This is a genomic window from Arthrobacter sp. CAN_A6 (assembly GCF_015751715.1).
In the GTDB taxonomy this organism is placed as follows: Bacteria; Actinomycetota; Actinomycetes; order Actinomycetales; family Micrococcaceae; genus Arthrobacter_D.
The window spans coordinates 243,393-259,570 of the sequence record NZ_JADOUV010000001.1 but is presented as its reverse complement, the minus strand read 5'-3'; the positions used below and the strand labels follow the sequence as shown (position 1 = coordinate 259,570).

Below are 16,178 nucleotides of genomic sequence, written 5' to 3'. Positions count from 1 at the left end.
GGAATTGGAGTTTCGCCTTCAAACGTACGTCACAATGCTGGTGGTTTCCTCGACGGCGGAGGGGAATAGGATCTCCTTCACTGAAGTTATACCCCCATAGGGTATAGTAGGAGCGACGACGAAGGAGAACTCCATGAGCGAAGCAACCGTTTCACCCCTACCCACCCGCGGGTACAGCGCCGAAAAGGATGCCTACCTCACGCGGTTGCGCCGCGTGGAGGGCCAGGTCCGCGGGATTGCGCGCATGGTGGACGAGGACAAGTACTGCATCGATATCCTCACCCAGGTGTCCGCCATCAACAAGGCGCTCCACGCCGTCAGCATGGGCCTCCTCGAGGACCACATCGCGCACTGCGTGGTCGGTGCCGCCCAGGAATCACAGATAAGCGGCAACGACGAGAACGTCCAGGAAAAAGTGCGGGAAGCAACGGCGGCCATCGGCCGTCTCCTGCGCTAGCAATACCACCCACAACACTATTCAAGGAGATTCATCATGAGCACCACCACTGTCAACGTCACCGGAATGACCTGCGGCCACTGCGTGGAAGCGGTGAAGGGCGAGCTCAGTGCCCTTCCCGGGGTCCAGTCGGTGGAGATCGACCTCGTCAAGGGCGGCCTCTCTGCCACCACCATCACTTCCGAGGGTGCACTGGATTCGGCCAAGGTTCGCGACGCCGTTGCCGAGGCCGGCTACAGCGTGGCCTCCAGCGACTCCTGACCATGAGCGCCTCCGAAGCCCCGACACAGACCTCCCCCGCGCCGTCGCGCGTGGTGGAACTCGACATCCAGGGCATGACGTGCGCGTCCTGCGTGGGCAGGGTCGAGCGCAAGCTCGGGAAGCTCGACGGCGTGGAGGCCAGCGTCAACCTGCCGCTCGAATCGGCGGTGGTCCGGGTTCCGGCCCACATCTCCGACCAGGACCTGCTGGACACCGTCAAGGCCACCGGGTACTCCGCTCAGCTGAAACCGGAGGGTGCCCACGGGCACAACGACGCTGAGCACGACAACGACGCGCACGCCGCGCCCCTGCTGCGCTCCCGCCTGATCGTGGCCGCTGCGCTGACGCTGCCCGTGGTGCTCATCTCGATGATTCCCGCCCTCCAGTTTCCGCACTGGGGGTGGGTGGTCCTCGCGCTGGCCCTTCCCGTGGTGGCGTGGTCCGCGTGGCCGTTCCACCGGGCGGCGCTGGTGAACGCCCGGCACTTCTCCTCCACCATGGACACGCTGGTATCGATCGGGGTCACCGCGGCCTTCGCCTTCTCCGCCTGGCAGCTGATCGCCGATCCGCTCGCCACCCAGCACCCCGGCATGATGATGGGCGGCCACGCCCTGTACTTCGAGGTGGCCGCCGTCGTCACCACCTTCCTCCTGCTGGGCCGCTTCCTGGAGGCCAACGCCAAACAGCGCGCGGGAAATGCGCTCCACTCCCTGCTGAGCCTCGGTGCCAAGGAAGCCACCGTGCTGCGCGTGGTGGACGGCGTCCGCACCGAGGTGACGCTCCCGGCCGGCACCCTCATCCCCAACGACGAGTTCGTGGTGCGGCCCGGCGAGAAGATCGCCACTGACGGGGTGGTGGTCGAGGGCCATAGTGCCGTCGACGCCTCACTGCTCACGGGCGAATCGGTTCCGGTGGAGGTGTCCCCGGGCTCGGGCGTCACCGGCGCCACCATCAACACCTCCGGGCGCCTGATCGTCCGGGCGACGCGCGTGGGAAGCGACACCACGCTCGCCTCCATGGGCCGGCTGGTGAGCCAGGCCCAGAGCGGCAAGGCCCGCATCGCCCGCCTCGCCGACCGCATCAGCGCCGTTTTCGTCCCGATCGTCCTCGGGATCGCCGTCGTCACGTTCCTTGCCTGGCTGGTGTTCACAGGCGATTCCAATCTCGCGTTCACCGCAGCGGTTGCCGTCCTGGTCATCGCATGTCCGTGTGCCCTTGGTCTTGCGACTCCTACGGCGCTCCTGACGGGAACCGGGCGCGGCGCCCAGCTGGGCATCCTGATCCGCGGGCCGCAGGTGCTCGAGGATACGCGCACCGTGGACACCATCGTGCTGGACAAGACCGGCACCGTGACCACCGGCAAGCTGGCCGTGAGCGGCGTCGTCGTGCTGGGCGCCCTGGCGCAGCATGAGGTGCTGCGCACTGCCGGGGCCCTCGAGGCAGCGAGTGAACATCCTATTGCACAGGCGATCGCGGCGGCGGCGAGCGCCGCAGCCGACGGCCCCCTGCCCGACGTCGAAGTGTTCGCCAGCGCTCCCGGCGGCGGTGTGCGCGGCGAGGTTGAAGGCCACGCCGTGGTTGCCGGCCGCGCCGGGTGGCTGGAGGAGAACGGCGTGACGGTTTCCGCCGCGCATCTTCAGGAGCTGCGGAAGGCCGAGGGCCGAGGCGCCACGGTGGTGTGGCTCGCTGTGGACGGCCGGGTCGAGGGACTGCTGAGCCTGACCGACACCGTCAAGGAGGGATCGGCACGCGCCATCCGCCGCCTGAGGGAGCTGGGCCTGAAGCCCATCCTGCTCACGGGCGACAACGAGTCGGTGGCTCGGCAAGTGGCGGAGGCCGTCGGGATCGACCCGGCCGATGTCCGCGCCGGCGTGCTCCCCGAGGGCAAGGTGGCGGCCATTCGGGAACTGCAGGCCGCGGGGGCCACCGTGGCCATGGCCGGCGACGGCGTGAATGACGCCGCAGCGCTCGCCCAGGCGGATCTGGGGATCGCGATGGGTTCCGGCACCGACGTCGCGATCGAGGCGGCGGACCTCACCGTCATGGGCAACAGCCTGGAGCAGGTGGCCCAGGCGATCGAGCTCTCTCGCAGGACGCTGGGCACCATCAAGACCAACCTCTTCTGGGCGTTCTTCTACAACACCGTAGGCATCCCGGTTGCCGCGCTGGGGCTGTTGAATCCGATGCTGGCCGGTGCCGCGATGGCCGCGAGCTCAGTGCTCGTGGTGCTCAACTCGCTGCGGCTGAGAAGTTTCGGGAAGTAGCGGAACGTACGGAATCGGCTCGGCCCCGGCAAGGTCGATTCCGTGCTGCCCGCCCTGCAGCCCGTCCGCGTCGCCGTCGAGTGGCCCGTCGCCGTCCCTGGAGCGGAGCTCGTCCGTCCGCACACACACCACCCCTGCCACGATGAGCAGGCCGCCCAGCAGCTGGATGGGTCCCGGAAGTTCACCCAGAACCAGCCAGGCGGCGACGACGGCGAAGAGTACCTCGGTGAGTGCCACGAAGGATGCCACCTTGGAGCCGAGTTTCTGGGCCGCCAGGATTCCGGTGACGTAGGCGGCGACCGTGGAAATCAGCACCAGCACTGCCACGGGGACCAGCCAGCTGAACTGCGCCCCTGCGATGGTGACGTCGGTGAAGGCGAATTCGAAGGGCATCACGTTCGTGAGCCCCAACAGGAGGATGGTGAGGGCGCCGATCACCATTCCACCGCCCGCCATCACGAGCGGCGGCAGCGAGTCGTCGATTTTCGCGGACATCAGGAAGAAGACCATGAGGCAGACCGCGGCGGCCAGTCCGTACAGCACGCCGATGGGGTCCAGCCGTGCGTCGCCCGCAGGGTCGAGCACCAGCAGCAGGCCGAGAATCGCCACCACCGATCCGGCGGCCGTCAGCCGATGGGGTGCCCGGCGGGACCGGATCCACAGCCAGCCGACGATCAGCACCGGGGCCAGGTATTCGAGGAGCAGCGCCACGCCCACCGAGAGGCGCTCCACCGCGTTGAAGTAGAAGAGCTGGCAGAGGGCGATCGCCGTCATTCCGTAGATGATGAGCGTCAGCGCATTGCCCTGCAATGTTGACCACCGGCCACGCAGGGCAATGAGGACGGGCACGAGCAGCACCAGGGCCGCGCCGCCGATCCGGACGCCGACGGCGGCTCCCGGGCTCCACCCGATTTCGAGGAGTGCTTTGGCGAAGGGACCCGACATCCCGAAGGTCGCAGCGGAAAGCACCGCGATCCAGAGGCCGGAAGCGGCACGCGTGTTCACAGGGCTGGTCCTTACTTTGCGGGTCCGCATGCCATTAGGTGTCAGAACCGTCGGATGGTTATGGTAGTGACACTAACGCCGAAGATCGTCAGGAGTCAACATGTCATACACCCATGACACCGAAGTGGCCCTCGTCTCTGCGGCGGCACTCATCAACACCGCGAAAGAGGACCCTGACCAGCTGCTCACGCTGGCTGACCTCGACGCCTTCCTGACCGAGCAGAAGTTCTCGGGTTCCCGCACCCATACGCGGGAGGAGCTCGACGCCGTCCGGGCCCTCCGTGCCGAGCTGGAAGTTCTCTGGTTCGCGGAGGAGGACGACGCCGTCGGGCGCGTGAACCGCATCCTGCGCCGGGCCGACGCGCTCCCGCAACTGGTGCGCCACGACGACTGGGACTGGCACCTCCACGCCACCGGGCCGGAGGCTCCCCTGGAGGCACGGATGGCCACCGAGGCGGCCATGGCCCTCATCGACGTGATCCGCAGCCACGAACTGGACCGGCTTCGTAGCTGTGCGGCGGATGATTGCGACGGCGTGGTGCTGGACCTCAGCCGCAACCGCTCCAAGCGCTTCTGTGACACCGGCAATTGCGCCAACCGCATGCACGTGAAGGCGTATCGGGCGCGCAAGGCGGAGTCGGCTCAGGTGGGCGCCCCGCCAGGTTGAAGGTCACCGGCATTGCTGCCGAGCAGGCTTCTGGTCAGCGACTCGCTGTCGGCCATGAGTTCCTCCACTGCGTTCAACAGATGCTCGTCCTTCACCTCGACTTCCGCGAAGGCGGCTGCCAGCACCGCACGCCGGATCAACTCCCGCGCGAACGACGCCGTGGTTCCCATCGTTCCGGCTGCGGCCTCGGCGATGGCCTGCGGACTGAAGCCGAGGGATCGCGAGTACAGGCGCAGGAGCTCAGCCCTTTCTCCCTCGGCGGGCAGTGGCACCTGGACGGCCAGGTCAACGCGGCCCGGCCTTTGGGCCAGTGCCCGCTCAAGCATGTCAACGCGGTTGGTCGTGAGTACGAAGGTGACATCGGCGTCGTCGTCGAGCCCGTCCATCGCATCCAGTACCTCGAAGAGCAACGGCTGGGGGCCATGACCGAAGCTGCGGTCCTCGGCGATGAGGTCGCAGTCCTCCAGCACCACCATCGACGGCTGGAGCGCCCGGGCCATGCGCGCCGCTTCACTGATGAAAGCCAGGGAGCCCCCGGAAAGGATGATCGCCGTGGTGCCTGTGCTCTCGCTCAGCAGATACTTCACGGTATGGGTTTTTCCGGTGCCGGGAGGGCCGTACAACAGGATGCCGCGTTTGAGGTGTTGCCCCATGGCCTGGAGCGCCCGGCGGTGAGTCGCAATGCCGATGGCGTGCTCCGCCACTTTCGCCAGCAATCCTTCGGGCAGGATCACCTCCGACGCGGCAAGGACCGGCCTGGCATGGAAAGTGATCCCGGCACTGCTCGGCCCGTAGTCCTGCATCGTGAAGGACACGACCTGACCCTTGAGGACGCTGTTGGTTTGCATTTCCAGCCGCAGATCTGCCAGGAAATCCGCCGCCACCTGCGGATCGGGGGATAACACCTCAAGCGTTCCGGACTCCCTCCCGAACCGCGGTTCAGCCTTTCGCTGCAGCACGGCAAGCGGGACGCCACGCCGCGTGAAGAACCAGATCCCCAAAGCCACCACCTGGCGCTGTTCCCCAGCGCCGACGGGCAGATTGCTGTAATCAGGCTGCGCCAGTGGAAACTGGGAATAGCCCTGCGCCTGCTGGAGCATGTCACTCAGCGAGGAGTGGTGCCGTTGATCGCCGCCCCCGATCCCTACGAGCCGGCTACCGGCGTCTTTTCGGGCCGTGGCGGCCAGGAGGATATCGGCATCAACATAACGGTGGGAGTTCACCTCCTCGACCACCACGGGAAGTCCTTGCGCAGGGACTCCCAGATGATTGGTCAGGGCGGCGAGCAACTGCTCCCCGCCACTGGCCGGCAGGCGCGTGGCTTGGGCCAACTGCACCAGAGCGGCAAAATCCTCGACGAAACTCCCCAGCTTCTCATCCATAGGCTGAGGGTAGCAGCAGCCCTGCCGACGCCCGAGGCATCGCCAGCGGCCGGAAGAGTGTCAGGCGTCGGAGTCGGGCAGCCTCTGCCCGTAGCGCGGCTCCCCGTCCGGGTCGGATCGGGCAGCACCGGGTTGCGCACTTTTCGCTGGACCGGCTTCCGCTGCAGGCCTGTCGGGTTTGGCCGACGACCGATTGACGCCGGAGCCCTTGCCCAGGTGCTCGGCGTTGGGAGTTTCAGCCATCATGAGCATTGCGCAGATCACCAGCGAGGTGATGAAGGCAATGCCCCCGGCCGTCAGCCCAAGATCCAGGCGGAACTCCTTGTTACCGCCGCCTGTCGCGAAGATCGCCGTCGCTCCACCGGCCACGAGGCCAAGCACCGCTGAAAACAGGAGCGGTCCCTTGATGCCGTAGCGCATCCTGCCCTGCGTGGGTTTCCCCGGTTGGCTCTTGGCCACGTGCATTCCTTCCGGTGGTGCTTTCCTCGATCGCTTCTCCAGTTTCTACAACTGGTAGAACAGACCTTCCTAGTTTACGGCGTCGCCCGGTGCCGGCGCACCGTCTTCGCTGGCGGCAGATGCTCCGGTACGACGCTCGGCACCGGTGACCATCCAGCCGTCGTTCCGCACGCGCCATCCCAGAGTGAGCGCTCGGGCTGCCATGTAGCCGAGGCCGAACGCGGTCCACAGCCAGGCGATCCCCGCATTGCCGGTGAGGTTCGCGCTGTAGACCGCAGCAAGCAGCGGAAGGTAGACCACGAGGTTGACGACGCCGGCGAGCGCCAGATACCGTGCGTCCCCTGCCCCGATGAGGACGCCGTCGAGTACGAAGACAAGCCCGCACACGGGCTGCGAAACGGCCAGGATCAACAGACCCGCGGCGAATGCGGCCTGGACACTCGGGTCGGTGGTGAAGATCCAGCCGGCGAAGGGCGCGGCAAGGGCGAGCAGGGCTCCGGTTCCGGCTCCGAAGCCGACACCCCACACGACCATGCGCCGGGTCAGCGCGCGGGCCAGCGGCTTGTTGCCTGAGCCCAGTTCCTTCCCGATGAGGGCCTGCGCGGCGATGGCGAGCGCATCGAGGGCGAAGGCGAGAAAGGTGAAGACGGTCATGACGAGCTGATGCGCAGCGAGGGACAGCGGACCCTGGGCCGTCGCGACGAACACTGTGGCGAGGATCGCGAAGCGCAGGCTCGCCGTGCGGAGCATCAACCATGACCCCACCGACGCCGTCGTGCGGATGCCCCGCAGCGAGGGGCGCAGCGGAACCGAGGATGCACGGAGCCCCTTGACCAGGATCACCAGGTACACCACCGCCATGCCCCACTGCGTGATACTGGTGCCGAGGGCGGACCCTGCCACTGACATCCCTGCCCCGTAGACGAGGAGATAGTTCAGCGCGATGTTGACTCCGAACCCCACGCCCGCCACCACCAGCGGGGTGGTGGTGTCCTGCAGTCCGCGGAGGACACCGGTTGCTGCGAGCACCACGAGCATGGCGGTGAGGCCCGGCATCGAGAAGCGCAGGTAGTCGACGGCGAAAGCGTGCACTTCTCCGTCGGCTCCCATGGCTGACGCAAGCGCGGGAGCGCTGATCCACCCGGCCACCGACAGCCCGACGCCCAGGACCAGTGCCAGACCGACGCCGTCACGACCGGCGGCAAGTGCCTGCGGGAGCCGGTTGGCACCGAGCAGCCGGGCGACAGCCGGAGTGGTGGAGTAGGCAAGGAACACCATGAGTCCGACGGCGGTCTGCAGCACCGTCGCAGCGAGACCCACACCGGCGAGTTCCTCTACCCCGAGGTGGCCCACGATCGCGGAGTCCGCCAACAGGAACAGTGGCTCTGCAATCAAGGCGCCGAAGGCGGGCACGGCAAGCCGGAGGATGGTACGGCTGAGGTGCCGGCTTCCCAGCGCAGTGTCGCTCACAGCTTCACCCTATAAGCCGGTGACGGGCTGGGCGGGCGGGGGGAATCGTTTAAGCTTGAGGAACCTGCCCTTTCGGGCGTCGACTTCAGGGGGTCCCATGAAAACCGGTGTGAAGCACTATCTCGCTGCCGGCCTTCTCCTGTTCATCAGCACGCTCTTCGTGCCCCAGTCCGTGTCGAATTTCGCACGGTCCGCGTCCTCCGGCCAGCCGACCCCGTCGGGGACCGCCCTGATGTTCGCGATCGGCATGGTACTTATCCTCACTGCCGCCGGCCTGTTGGCGAGGGGCTACTGGCTGACGCACCAGGGCAGCGCGCGCGTCTCGAGCACCGAGGACGATCCGGACGAGCCGCTCCTAGGCCCCGGCTACGGACCAGCGCCTGAGGAGAAGAAGACGTGGCGGGAGAATCCCCTGCAATACCCGCACGACGACGGCGGCAACCGCCGGGCCTAGCTTCGCTCGCTGGGCACCTCCACCACCCGGTACCGGATGGAGAAGTCAGCCCAGGGTTGCGGCGAGCTCTCGGCACGCGGCCTCGCAGCGGCGGCAGGCTTCGGCGCAGATCCGGCAATGCTCGTGCATGCCGGCGTGCTGCTCGCACTCTTCAGCGCACGCCTTGCAGGCCACTTCAAAGGCCAGCAGGATTGCCCGGGTGATGTTCGCGTCGTATCCGGTATGGCGGGAGAGAACCCGGCCGGTGGTGGTGCAGATGTCAGCGCAGTCCGCATCGGTGCGGATGCACTTGGCCATCTCAGCGACCATGTCCTCGCTCAGGCAGGCATCCCCGCATGCCGTACAGGTTTGCGCACATTCGAAGCACGCAGCGATGCACTCGGCAAGTTTTTCGCGGTCGATGTTTCCCAGGTCTTTCGGGTACGTGTCGAGCATGGAAGTGATGTGGGTCATTGGTCTGCTCCTTCTCCGTCGGTCCAGAATTCGGGCTGCCCCCGACCTCCACGCTAACGGCTGATACCAGGCGCAAGCGAGGAAATGGGCGTTCACTTCAGAACGGCCGGATGCCTTGACACATACCCCCAGGGGGTATATCTTCGAAGTCTACGGAGGAAGGTCTTGACATGACACGCAATGCATCCGGCCACCACGCAACGCCGGCAAGCCTGCACGAACATAAAGCGGCGGAACGGACCCACGGCCAGGCCATGCCGGAGGATGACCCCCACTCGGCGATGGAAGATCAGCTTCACCCGGTGGACGATGAGCACCAGGTCCACGGCCATGGCCAGCACGCCGGCCACTCGACGGCGATGTTCAAGGACCGGTTCTGGGTCAGCCTGGCCCTGGCCGTCCCGGTGGTGGCGTTCAGCCCCATGTTCACCATGCTCCTTGGCTACATGCCGCCCAAGTTCCCGGGTTCGGCATGGATCGCCCCGGTCCTGGGAACGATCATCTTTATCTACGGCGGTACGCCGTTCCTCAAAGGCGGCCTCACCGAACTGAAATCCCGGCAGCCCGGGATGATGCTGCTCATCGCGATGGCGATCACGGTGGCATTCGTCGCGTCCTGGGTGACGACCCTGGGCATCGGTGGCTTCGACCTCGACTTCTGGTGGGAGCTCGCACTGCTGTTGGTCATCATGCTGCTGGGCCACTGGATGGAAATGAGGGCCCTCGGCTCCGCAGCCGGCGCCCTCGACGCCCTGGCCGCCCTCCTGCCCGACGAGGCCGAACAAATCACCGACAGCGGCGTCGAAACCGTGCCGGTCAGCTCCCTCGTTGCCGGGGATGTGGTGCTGGTCCGTTCCGGCGCTCGCGTCCCGGCCGACGGCACCATCACCGAAGGCACAGCCGAGTTCGACGAAGCAATGATCACCGGGGAGTCCCGGCCCGTATCCCGGACGGCCGGGGAGACAGTGGTTGCCGGTACCGTGGCCACCGACAACGCGGTCCGCGTGAAAGTGACCGCCGTCGGATCGGACACCACCCTGGCCGGCATCCAGCGCCTCGTCGCCGAGGCGCAGGCCTCCTCCTCCCGAGCGCAGGCCCTGGCGGACCGGGCAGCCGCCCTACTGTTCTACTTCGCCCTGGGCGCCGGCATCATCACCTTCATCGCCTGGCTCGCACTGGGCAGCCCGGACGATGCGGTGATCCGCACGGTGACCGTCCTGGTCATCGCCTGCCCCCACGCCCTGGGCCTGGCCATTCCCCTGGTCATCGCAATCTCCACCGAACGTGCCGCCAAGGCCGGGGTCCTGATCAAGAACCGGATCGCCCTGGAGCGGATGCGCACCATCGACGTCGTCCTGTTCGACAAGACCGGAACCCTCACCGAAGGCAAGCACGCCGTCACCGCTGTGACCGCTGTCGACGGCGTCAGCGAAGCCGAGCTGTTGGCCCTCGCCGCGGCTGCCGAATCCGACAGTGAACACCCCGTCGCGCGGGCCATCGTCACCGCGGCCCGCGAAAAGCCCGAGGCGGCAGTCCTTTCCTACACCGGTACCGGCTTCTCCTCGATGACCGGACGCGGGGTGCGGGCAACTGTGCGGGGCCTGGACGTCGCCGTCGGCGGGCCGAACATGCTGAAGGAACTCGGCCTGGCCACTCCGTCCACCATCGACCCTGCCGTCCAGCAGTGGGTAGGACGCGGAGCGTCCGTCCTGCACGTCATCCGTGACGGGAGCGTCATCGGCGCGGTCCGGCTTGAGGACCGGGTGCGAGAAGAATCCCGGGCCGCGGTGAAGGCGCTGCAGGCACGCGGCGTGAAAGTCGCGATGATCACCGGAGACGCATGGCAGGTCGCGGACGTCGTCGGCCGTGAACTCGGCATCGACGAAGTGTTCGCAGACGTCCTGCCCCAGGACAAGGACACGAAGGTGTCCGAGCTGCAGTCCCGCGGCCTGAAAGTCGCCATGATTGGCGACGGCGTCAACGACGCACCCGCCCTGGCGCGGGCCGAGGTGGGCATCGCAATCGGTGCAGGCACCGACGTCGCCATGGAATCCGCCGGTGTGGTCCTTGCCGGGAATGATCCACGGTCCGTCCTGGCGATGATCGATCTGTCCAGGGCGAGCTACCGGAAAATGATCCAGAACCTGATCTGGGCCACCGGGTACAACGTTCTGGCCGTCCCCCTCGCCGCCGGTGTCCTCGCATTCGCCGGGATCCTGCTCTCCCCGGCCGTGGGCGCAGTCCTGATGAGTATCTCCACGATCGTCGTCGCCCTGAACGCGCAATTGCTCCGTCGGATCGACCTCGACCCTGCACTCATCAGCGCTCCTTGACGGAGGCCGGGACCAGCCCGGCAATTGGGACAGTCCACAACCCCTCGTTAGGGTGGAAAGGCAGAATGCGATGGAAAGGATTCCGACGGTGAAAAGGCGCAGCTCAGTGCGTGAGGCCGTCGTCGTGCCGCGCGTTGTCCTGACCCTTCTCGGTCTGACCCTCGTTATTACCGGAATCCTCGCCATGCATGTGTGGATGGGAGGGCACGGGTCCACCAGCCACCATCTGGCCGACCTACCCACCACCGGCAGCGTGGCCGCGCTGGCTACCGCAGCGACAACGGCAGCGCATACTGATGCCATTCCACATGCGCATTCTGGTGGCCCTGCGGTTCAGTCTTCTGCGAATGCCACCCCGAAGGTGATGGCTACAACCACCCTCGCGGGTGCCCCCGTAGGGCACACCATGGCTGCCGTGTGTGCCGGGGGCTGTGGCGCGGATGACATGTCCCTGGGGATGTGCGTGCTGGCCCTGATCCTGATGGGCGCCCTGCTCCTGTTGACCCCCGTCGGCCGGGCCCTCACAACGACACTCCTTCGACGCGGTCCACCCGCTGTGAGCTGGAAGTTCCGCCCCGCCCCTACTCCTTCACTGACTCACCTATGCATCAGCCGCACCTAGAACACGGACCCCCATTATTGCGGGGTACTCATCGCATGCCGGGCATCTACCCCGGCAGCGCGCATTACGGCCCCTTCGACGGGCCGGCAGCTGATACCAGCAATCAATCATTGAAGGATGGCACCACCATGACGCGTTACCTCTCTCTCCCCGCACTGAGCCTTGCCGCGGTATTCACTCTTGCCGGGTGTGGCACCGATAGTGGAACAACGCCGGCTCCGGCCTCCAGCGCGACGTCCGGCACAAGCGGGAGTGCCGCCACCACCGAAGCCCCAACCGATACCGCTGTTTCGATGGAGCACAATGACGCGGACGTGATGTTCGCGCAGACGATGATTCCCCACCACCAGCAAGCGGTGGAGATGAGCGAGTTCCTGCTCGAGAAGGACATGATCAGCCCAGAGGTCACCGACCTCGCGACCAGGATCAAGGACGCCCAGGCGCCCGAGGTCGAGACGATGACCAGCTGGCTTGAAGCTTGGGACGAGCCCGTTGAACCCGACGAAGGCAGCGGGGGCCACAACATGGGAGACATGGGCTCGAACTCCGGCGGCATGGGCAGTATGGAGGGCATGATGAGCGATGACCAGATGGCCGAGCTCGAAGCCACCGAAGGTGACGAGGCGTCACGCATGTTCCTTGAATCCATGACTGCCCACCATGAGGGTGCGGTGGGCATGGCCCAGGACGAGATCGACAACGGCCAGAATCCGGAAGCACTGGAACTGGCCGAAACCATTGTGGAGACACAGCAGGCTGAAATCCAGGAGATGGAAGCGCTGCTCGCCGGGCTCTGACCGGTCAGCAAACTTCCCTAACCGCCGCCTGGGTGGGGCCGCACTGGTCCCACCCAGGTACTTCGCACCCCTCATCCTGTTCAGAAAGATCAGCCCCGCCATGCCTCTTCCCTGGAACGTCCCCAACCCCGACCGAGCGTTTCCAAGAAGCTCCTCCACCCGAAGAAGCCGCACCGCGCGAAAGCTCGTGGTTCTCGCAGTGGGCTCCGCGTTGCTGACCGCCTGCTCCGCGACCACACCAAGCACGGTCGAACCACCAGCCGCCCCTACTTCGAGTGATTACCCGACCGGACATATCCACGGCATGAGCGTGGACCCCGGAACCAACCGGGTCCTGCTGGCCACGCACGACGGCCTGTTCGATGTCTCCCGGAAACCGGCGGTCAAGATCGGTCCCACGATCGATCTGATGGGTTTCACCACCGCCGGCGACGGGACCCTGTTCGCTTCAGGGCATCCCGGTCCAGGAACGAACCTGCCAAATCCCGTGGGCCTCATCCAGTCCAGCGACGCCGGGCAGACCTGGGAACCAGTGTCCCGGCAAGGTGAATCCGACTTCCACGCACTGGCGGCGACCGGTGACGGACTCGTAGGTCACGACGGAAGGCTCCTTACTTCAACCGACAGGGAGCGTTGGCAACCCGCAACCAGCGACATCCCTGCCTATAGCCTCGCGGGGGCATCCTCCGGAGGCGTTGTCCTTGCGACAACGGAAGACGGTCTCCGCCGGTCCACGGACAGTGGACGGACGTGGGCCGACGTCACCGGAAGCCCTTTACTGATGTTCACGACATTCAGCGGCGATGACGCTGTTGGGATCAGCCCCGACGGCCGGATCCACACCAGCAACGACGCCGGTATTTCCTGGCAGGCACGCGGCACCATCGACGGTGAGCCGGCAGCAATCGCCGCCACCAGCACCAATGACGGAACCCTGCGCGTGTGGGTTGCCACCGCAACAGGTGTGCAGGTCTCCAACGATAGCGGGCAGTCATTCACCGGGCTGGCTGCCGCCACCTGAAGGACTTTCCTGAGCATCCTCGGACGGGTGTCTAGCGCCGCGATGCCACGCCGGTGGTGGGATTCCCGGTGAGTGTTCCAGTCTGGAAAGTTTGGGTGCACTGGGTGGTGGTGGCGCAGGCTTGGGCTGTCGTGGGATAGCCCAGGGCGCCGTTCTCGGCTCCCTGGTTCCGGTAGGTAGTGCGGATAGGCCCGGTGACAGTGGCGTGTGCGTTGGTTTTCGCGGACCAGAGGATCTCACCATTCTGGAAGGACTGGTAGCAGCCGTTATCGCGCAGCCCACAGATCTCGATGTTGGTGGGGTACCCCAGAACCCCGTTCTCGGCCCCTGCGGCCCGGTAGGCGTTGCGGATTCCGCCGCTGCGGCTGATCACCGCACCAGTAGTAGCGGACCAGAGGATCTCACCGCGCTGGAAGGACTGGTAGCAGCCGGCGTCTTTGAGGCCGCAGATTTCAGGGCTACGCGGGTAACCGAGAATACCGTTCTCAGCTCCGGCGGCCCGGTAAGTGGTGCGGATCCCGCCGCTGCGGCTGATGTGAGCACCGGTAGCGGCCGACCAAAGAATCTCACCATTCTGGAAGGACTGGGAACAACCGCCCTCGCGCAGCCCGCAGATCTCAGCGCTGGTGGGATATCCGAGAGTACCGTTTTCAGCACCGGCGGCCCGGTAAGTGGTGCGGATCCCGCCGCTGCGGCTGATGTGAGCCCCGGTAGCGGCCGACCACAGGATCTGACCATTCAGGAAGGACTGGGAACAACCACCCCCGCGTAGCCCGCAGATCTCAGCGCTGGTGGGATACCCGAGAATACCGTTTTCAGCACCCGCGGCCCGGTAAGTGGTGCGGATCCCGCCGCTGCGGCTGATCTGTGCCCCGGTAGCGGCCGACCAAAGGATCTCACCATTCTGGAAAGACTGGTAGCAGCCGTTATCCCGGATACCGCAGATTTCACGGTAGGTGGGGTAACCCAGGGACCCGTTCTGCGCACCGGAGTTCAGCCACGCGGTGCGGATGGCACCATTGACACTTGCCACGGCACCAGTGCCGGTCGACCACACCACTGCACCATTGGCATAGTTCCGGTAGCAGCCATCATCCTTCAACCCGCAAATGACCTCCGATACTGGATCCCCCACAGCCGGCACCAACTTGGCAGCAGCATCGATAAATGGCTTCGCCACCGCTGACGGTGACAACGGCACTGGAGCGGGAACCGGAACTGTGGCCGCCGGTCCGTTGATGGTGACGCTTGCGCTCGTGCTGCCGATGGAGTCGATGCGCACCGTCGTTCCGCGAGCGGTGCGGAACGTCGAACCCTGCTGCCAGGCGTGGTTCTGGTTGTAGTACCCGGTGAACGGGTAGCTCGAAGGGGTCAATGCCAGGGACGCGGCATCGGGCCAGTCTCCACGGGCATCCTCCTTGTGGATCATCACACCGCGGTTCTTGTTGGTTGCGCCGCCGTCGCTCGCACCGACGGGTGTGCGGAACTCGAGGTAGTAGGTTTCCCTGGTTGCGGGGTCCACGAACTTCACGGCACGCCGGGCCGCGGTTCCCGCCCAGGGCTGGAGGGTGAAGGATTGTGAGCCTTCGACCACTCCTGCATCAAGGATTTCATCCCCGCGTCCGAATCCGCCGTATTCCCAGAGGTAGGCGTTGATAGGCGGCATGGTGTACTGGGCCAGGCCCATCAGGTCCATGGTGTCCCCGTAGCCCCTCGAGTCGCAGGCCGAGTCGCCCCAACTGCCATTTGGAGACTCAACATCAGCGCTTCCATTGGAGCACTGCAGGCTGTTGGCGTGGTTCAAACCGAGCACGTGCCCGAATTCATGGGCGACCACGTTGTCGGTGAACCCGGACGGCACCGGCATGATGACCCTGCCGCTGTTGGAGCCGTCCATGAAACCGCCACCGAGCACTCCACCGGCGAACTGCGATACCGGAACATAAACAACCATCGCGTCATTCGGTGTAGCCGTCCACTGCATTCGGGCGGTGATTTTGGCCATGAGGTCGTAGTACTGGTCAGTGCTGTTCGCCGTAATCGTCACGTCCCGGTACTCGTCAGTGATCTGCATGCCGAGGCGGTCATTCGAGGCGGCCTGCCAGTACTTGTTGGAAGCGGTGATCGATGCCCGCGCCTGGCCGAGCTGGAAATCAGAGATCCGGTTGTTCGGGGACCCCGAAAGGACCACGGTGACCAGCGTGACGTTGAAAGTTCCACTTCGCTGGCCGAACGCGGCGGCAGATCCGTCGGGGCCACCGGATGGACTTTTCATCAAGTCCGACGGCGCCGCCAGGTGCTCTCCCAGGATCGGGTTGAAACCGGGCTGACTCATGGGGTCCGCCAACGGCTCCACGGTGACCGCACTGCCCTTCATGCTTGCCTCCGGGGAAGGCGCAACCGGCGTCGGGGTGCTCGTCGCTTCGCTTGGAACTGCCGCTGGACTGCCCGGCGGGACGGCGGCCGGCTCGCTCGATGGAGCTGCGGGAGGAAGGAGCGGCTCGGTCGCAGCGCCGGGTGCTGACGGAGCTAC

15 protein-coding genes are annotated in these 16,178 nt (G+C 65.9%); 9 read left to right on the top strand and 6 right to left on the bottom strand.

Translation table 11 applies throughout. From position 1 onward, the window contains the following. Positions 1 to 133 precede the first annotated feature (133 nt). From IWX75_RS01265 to IWX75_RS01255, 3 genes are read left to right on the top strand one after another with little or no spacing between them, the layout of a single operon-like run. A complete protein-coding gene (locus IWX75_RS01265; RefSeq protein ID WP_196820436.1) occupies positions 134 to 457 on the top strand; it encodes a metal-sensitive transcriptional regulator in 324 nt (107 codons plus the stop codon). A gap of 36 nt (positions 458 to 493) precedes the next feature. Continuing rightward, positions 494 to 718, top strand: coding sequence for a heavy-metal-associated domain-containing protein (locus IWX75_RS01260; protein ID WP_196820435.1), 225 nt, complete (start codon positions 494 to 496; stop codon positions 716 to 718). Between the two features lie 2 nt (positions 719 to 720). Then, positions 721 to 2,982: a heavy metal translocating P-type ATPase gene (locus IWX75_RS01255; RefSeq protein ID WP_196820434.1), complete on the top strand. Its 2,262-nt coding sequence runs from the start codon at positions 721 to 723 to the stop codon at positions 2,980 to 2,982. On the opposite strand, the gene IWX75_RS01250 is transcribed toward IWX75_RS01255, so the two are convergent. Continuing rightward, entirely contained in the window at positions 2,932 to 3,987 is a 1,056-nt protein-coding gene (locus IWX75_RS01250; protein WP_334684019.1) for an EamA family transporter, read from the bottom strand. The two genes, IWX75_RS01255 and IWX75_RS01250, sit on opposite strands and share 51 nt — an antisense overlap. Before the next feature lie 100 nt (positions 3,988 to 4,087). On the opposite strand from IWX75_RS01250, the gene IWX75_RS01245 reads away from it, so the two are divergent. Next, positions 4,088 to 4,654 carry a CGNR zinc finger domain-containing protein gene (locus tag IWX75_RS01245; RefSeq protein WP_196820432.1) on the top strand — a complete coding sequence of 189 codons (567 nt, stop codon included), beginning with the start codon at positions 4,088 to 4,090 and terminating at the stop codon, positions 4,652 to 4,654. Here the strand turns inward: IWX75_RS01245 and IWX75_RS01240 are convergent. The 3 genes from IWX75_RS01240 to IWX75_RS01230 all read right to left on the bottom strand — a co-directional run bounded on the left by IWX75_RS01240 (position 4,630) and on the right by IWX75_RS01230 (position 7,965). Beyond that, positions 4,630 to 6,036, bottom strand: coding sequence for an AAA family ATPase (locus IWX75_RS01240; RefSeq protein WP_196820431.1), 1,407 nt, complete (start codon positions 6,034 to 6,036; stop codon positions 4,630 to 4,632). The two genes, IWX75_RS01245 and IWX75_RS01240, sit on opposite strands and share 25 nt — an antisense overlap. A gap of 60 nt (positions 6,037 to 6,096) precedes the next feature. Beyond that, positions 6,097 to 6,501 carry a hypothetical protein gene (locus IWX75_RS01235; RefSeq protein WP_196820430.1) on the bottom strand — a complete coding sequence of 135 codons (405 nt, stop codon included), beginning with the start codon at positions 6,499 to 6,501 and terminating at the stop codon, positions 6,097 to 6,099. A gap of 63 nt (positions 6,502 to 6,564) precedes the next feature. Further along, positions 6,565 to 7,965: an MATE family efflux transporter gene (locus IWX75_RS01230; RefSeq protein ID WP_196820429.1), complete on the bottom strand. Its 1,401-nt coding sequence runs from the start codon at positions 7,963 to 7,965 to the stop codon at positions 6,565 to 6,567. Positions 7,966 to 8,062: 97 nt separating this feature from the next. On the opposite strand from IWX75_RS01230, the gene IWX75_RS01225 reads away from it, so the two are divergent. Next, positions 8,063 to 8,419 (top strand): hypothetical protein, encoded by a 357-nt coding sequence (locus IWX75_RS01225; RefSeq protein ID WP_196820428.1) that lies wholly within the window; start codon positions 8,063 to 8,065, stop codon positions 8,417 to 8,419. A gap of 45 nt (positions 8,420 to 8,464) precedes the next feature. On the opposite strand, the gene IWX75_RS01220 is transcribed toward IWX75_RS01225, so the two are convergent. Further along, positions 8,465 to 8,872, bottom strand: coding sequence for a four-helix bundle copper-binding protein (locus tag IWX75_RS01220; protein WP_196820427.1), 408 nt, complete (start codon positions 8,870 to 8,872; stop codon positions 8,465 to 8,467). Between the two features lie 170 nt (positions 8,873 to 9,042). On the opposite strand from IWX75_RS01220, the gene IWX75_RS01215 reads away from it, so the two are divergent. The 4 genes from IWX75_RS01215 to IWX75_RS01200 all read left to right on the top strand — a co-directional run bounded on the left by IWX75_RS01215 (position 9,043) and on the right by IWX75_RS01200 (position 13,645). After that, on the top strand, positions 9,043 to 11,205 hold the full coding sequence (locus IWX75_RS01215) for a copper-translocating P-type ATPase (protein WP_442858936.1): 2,163 nt from the start codon (positions 9,043 to 9,045) through the stop codon (positions 11,203 to 11,205). 88 nt (positions 11,206 to 11,293) lie between these two features. Beyond that, positions 11,294 to 11,827: a hypothetical protein gene (locus IWX75_RS01210; RefSeq protein ID WP_196820426.1), complete on the top strand. Its 534-nt coding sequence runs from the start codon at positions 11,294 to 11,296 to the stop codon at positions 11,825 to 11,827. 128 nt (positions 11,828 to 11,955) lie between these two features. Then, entirely contained in the window at positions 11,956 to 12,624 is a 669-nt protein-coding gene (locus tag IWX75_RS01205) for a DUF305 domain-containing protein (RefSeq protein WP_196820425.1), read from the top strand. Positions 12,625 to 12,724: 100 nt separating this feature from the next. Further along, on the top strand, positions 12,725 to 13,645 hold the full coding sequence (locus tag IWX75_RS01200; protein ID WP_442858935.1) for a F510_1955 family glycosylhydrolase: 921 nt from the start codon (positions 12,725 to 12,727) through the stop codon (positions 13,643 to 13,645). Between the two features lie 31 nt (positions 13,646 to 13,676). Here IWX75_RS01200 and IWX75_RS01195 read toward each other — a convergent pair whose 3' ends face one another. Further along, positions 13,677 to 16,022, bottom strand: a complete 2,346-nt coding sequence (locus tag IWX75_RS01195; RefSeq protein ID WP_196820423.1) for a reprolysin-like metallopeptidase — start codon at positions 16,020 to 16,022, stop codon at positions 13,677 to 13,679. Positions 16,023 to 16,178 lie beyond the last annotated feature (156 nt).